The following is a 2,914-nucleotide window of genomic DNA, read 5'->3' as shown; positions in this document are numbered from 1 at the left end:
CAATAGCTGCAGGGAAACGCCCGGTCCCATTCCGAACCCGGAAGCTAAGCCTGCACACGCTGATGGTACTGCAACCGGGAGGTTGTGGGAGAGTAAGTCACCGCCGACACCAAACAACAAACACAACAAAATACAACAAGAAGAGGACGGCACACCACCGTCCTCTTCTTTCGTTTTGCTAGCCTCGCCGGCTGGTACAAGCCGTAGGAGCCGGCTTAAGGGACATTTCGTGTGGATTTAGGCGCGTCCGGCCCAGCCTTTTCTTATGGTCAAGTCCTGGGTAGTGGTGTATCTGTTTTCGAATCTGGGGTTAGTTTCATGGCGGTGGTTTAGGGGCCATCTCGGGGATAAGGGGTGAGGGTATTCACGCGGCGATCTCCTGGTTGTTGTCGCGGTCCTCGTCGATGACCCCAGCGGCGATGATCTCTTTGGTCTGTGCCAGGCTGGTCAGTGACATATAACGCTTCTGTTGGATCCAGTCATCGTGCTGTTCGGCCAAAACCGCCCCAACAAGGCGCACAACAGCGTCTCGGTTTGGGAAGATTCCTACGACATCGGTACGCCGGCGGATCTCCCTATTGAGCCGTTCAGTGGGGTTATTCGACCAGATTTTGGTCCACACCGCTCTCGGCGCAGCGGTAAACGCCAACAGCTCGTCGAGACACTCCTCGAGGTAGGTGGCAACGTGAGGGAATTTCTGCTGGCAGAATTCAATAACCTCACGAGCTTGGGCCCACACACTAGCGGCATCGGGTTGCTGAAAGATTGTGTGAAACATCGCTGACAGAGTCGGCCATTGGGTTTTGGGAACCTGGGCCGAGAGGTTCTTCGCGAAGTGTGTTCGACACCGCTGCCAACTAGCCTGCGGCAGGCAGTCACCCACGGCTGCTTGAATACCAAGATGGGCATCACTAGTACCGAGGAATACCCCGGTCAGGCCACGGGCGATGAGGTCCCGAAAGAACCCGGTCCACGACGCGGTAGATTCCGCGGTGGCAACCTGCATGCCCAAAAGCTCTCGGTAGCCGTCAGCGTTGACACCTGTGGCCAGCAACACGCTGGTCTTTACGACACGTCCGCCTTCCCGCACCTTCATTGTCAGCGCGTCGCAGGAGACAAAGTGGTAGGGGCCTTGGTCAAGCCGGCGGGTGCGGAAGTCATCGACCATGTCATCGAGTTCTTTGGCCATCTGGCTGACCTGAGACTTCGACAAGTTGTTGATCCCAAGGGTGGCCACCAGGTCGTTCATCCTGCGAGTGGAGACTCCTTTCAGGTAGCAGGTGGCGATGACTGTGGTCAGGGCACGCTCGGTGCGGCTGCGGCGCTCTAGCAGCCAGTCAGGGAAAAATGCGCCGGTGCGTAGCTTCGGGATTGCCACATCAATGCTGCCGACTCGGGTATCAAGTTGGCGATGACGGTAGCCATTACGTGTGTTGGTGCGCTCGGCTGACACGGTGGCGTAATCAGCCCCGCAGACGGTGTCTGCTTGGGCGGAAAGAATCTGGTTGATGAAGTCAGTGAGCATTTGGCGCATCAAATCTGGGGACGCTTGAGTCAGTAGCTCTTCGAGATACGCGGTCGGATCGATATGATGAGGGTCAGCGGCCATCGCAGGGTACTTCCTTTCGAGGATAGGTAAGAGTTGATTCGAAAGGTACCCGCGATGGTCGCCTTCATGCACACCGGCACAAGACTTACCGCGGGCTACAGATACACCACGTTAGGGGACGCAACCTTTTCTTATGTCTAAGCTGGGGTTCCATTCGCTGTCGATGTGGGTGTCATATGTGGCTGGTCGCCCGTCTGGGTGGCCGTGTCGTTTAGGCTCTTCTTTCGCCCAGGCTGCGCGTGCGACTTTTTCTCCTTGGCGTCCGAAGTCTTGTTGCTTGGCTATATCCAGTGGCGGTACAGGGTCTTCGGTGTGGGACCTGACCCCCATGTGGTGGACACCTGATATCCAGCCCAGTCGAGCTGGGAAGAAAGGTAATCTACCACCATGTCCAGGTACTCCGAACAGTTCAAACGCGATGCCGTAGCCCTCTATGAGAACAACGAGGATCTCTCGCTGAACTCAGCATCAGCTGAGCTCGGTATCAACCGTACCTCGCTACATTCTTGGGTCAAAAAGTACGGCACTGGCAAACGTGCCCGCACGAAGGCCGTGCACGATCAAGCCCAAGCGGCGAATGATTCTGCGCGAATCCGTCAGCTGGAAAAAGAAGTCTCTAAGCTGCGCGAAGAACGCGACATCCTGCGTAAGGCCGCGAAATATTTTGCCGAAGAGACTCACTGGTGATCCGCTTCCAGTTTGTCGATGACCACCGAACCGAGTACTCGGTTAAGCGGATGTGCGATGTGTTAAAGCTGAATCGTTCCTCGTTTTACAAGTGGGTGAGCACCCGTAAAAACGCTGGTTAAAGATGTATTCTGATGCCGTTATTGGTGCAAGAATCAAGACCATCTTCGATGATGAGCACGGGCTTTATGGTGCTAAACGCATCGCCGCAAGCCTCAAGGAGGACACGACGTATACCCCGATCAATCACAAGAAAGTTGCACGCATCATGAAATCCATGGGGTTAAAAGGCTTTAGCAAACGGCGTCGATGCATTACTACCAGGCGTAAGCCTGGTCACCGTGTCATGCCAGATCTAGTAGGCCGCAAGTTCACAGCTGGCGAGCCAAATCGTGTGTATGTCGGTGACATTACTTACCTGCCGTGTAGGGGAGGCAAAAACATGTACCTTTGGGGTTGACCGCAATTCGTGGACACGTAGTGGGGCTACCTAGTGTTTAGGCAGCTATTTCTTTTCTACTGGTGGTTAGACCAATGTGGTTTTCGAAGTCGACGGGACTGACCATTCCTAGTGCAGAGTGCCGGCGCCGACGGTTGTAAACGACTTCCATCCAGTAG

The 2,914-nt window shown here is 55.2% G+C and carries 3 protein-coding genes, 1 rRNA gene and 1 pseudogene; 3 read left to right on the top strand and 2 right to left on the bottom strand.

Going from position 1 to position 2,914, the window contains the following annotated elements; genetic code table 11:
* Nucleotides 1-109 (top strand): 5S ribosomal RNA (gene rrf / locus MHK00_RS11740); the annotation flags it as partial.
* A 255-nt stretch (nucleotides 110-364) separates the two neighbouring features.
* On the opposite strand, the gene MHK00_RS11735 is transcribed toward rrf, so the two are convergent.
* Nucleotides 365-1,609: an IS256 family transposase gene (locus tag MHK00_RS11735; RefSeq protein WP_250411994.1), complete on the bottom strand. Its 1,245-nt coding sequence runs from the start codon at nucleotides 1,607-1,609 to the stop codon at nucleotides 365-367.
* 111 nt (nucleotides 1,610-1,720) lie between these two features.
* A pseudogene (locus MHK00_RS11730) lies at nucleotides 1,721-1,927 on the bottom strand (IS256-like element ISCau1 family transposase); the annotation flags it as partial.
* Between the two features lie 69 nt (nucleotides 1,928-1,996).
* On the opposite strand from MHK00_RS11730, the gene MHK00_RS11725 reads away from it, so the two are divergent.
* Together MHK00_RS11725 and MHK00_RS11720 are read left to right on the top strand one after the other, a co-directional pair.
* Nucleotides 1,997-2,296, top strand: a complete 300-nt coding sequence (locus MHK00_RS11725) for a transposase (protein ID WP_250411992.1) — start codon at nucleotides 1,997-1,999, stop codon at nucleotides 2,294-2,296.
* A 124-nt stretch (nucleotides 2,297-2,420) separates the two neighbouring features.
* Nucleotides 2,421-2,756, top strand: a complete 336-nt coding sequence (locus MHK00_RS11720; RefSeq protein ID WP_250411989.1) for an IS3 family transposase — start codon at nucleotides 2,421-2,423, stop codon at nucleotides 2,754-2,756.
* The last annotated feature ends 158 nt before the right edge of the window (nucleotides 2,757-2,914 follow it).

The sequence above is a fragment of the Corynebacterium tuberculostearicum genome (assembly GCF_022347385.1).
In the GTDB taxonomy this organism is placed as follows: Bacteria; Actinomycetota; Actinomycetes; order Mycobacteriales; family Mycobacteriaceae; genus Corynebacterium; species Corynebacterium tuberculostearicum_M.
Note: the sequence above shows the minus strand (reverse complement) of the source record. Positions and strands in the feature narration are given on the sequence as shown.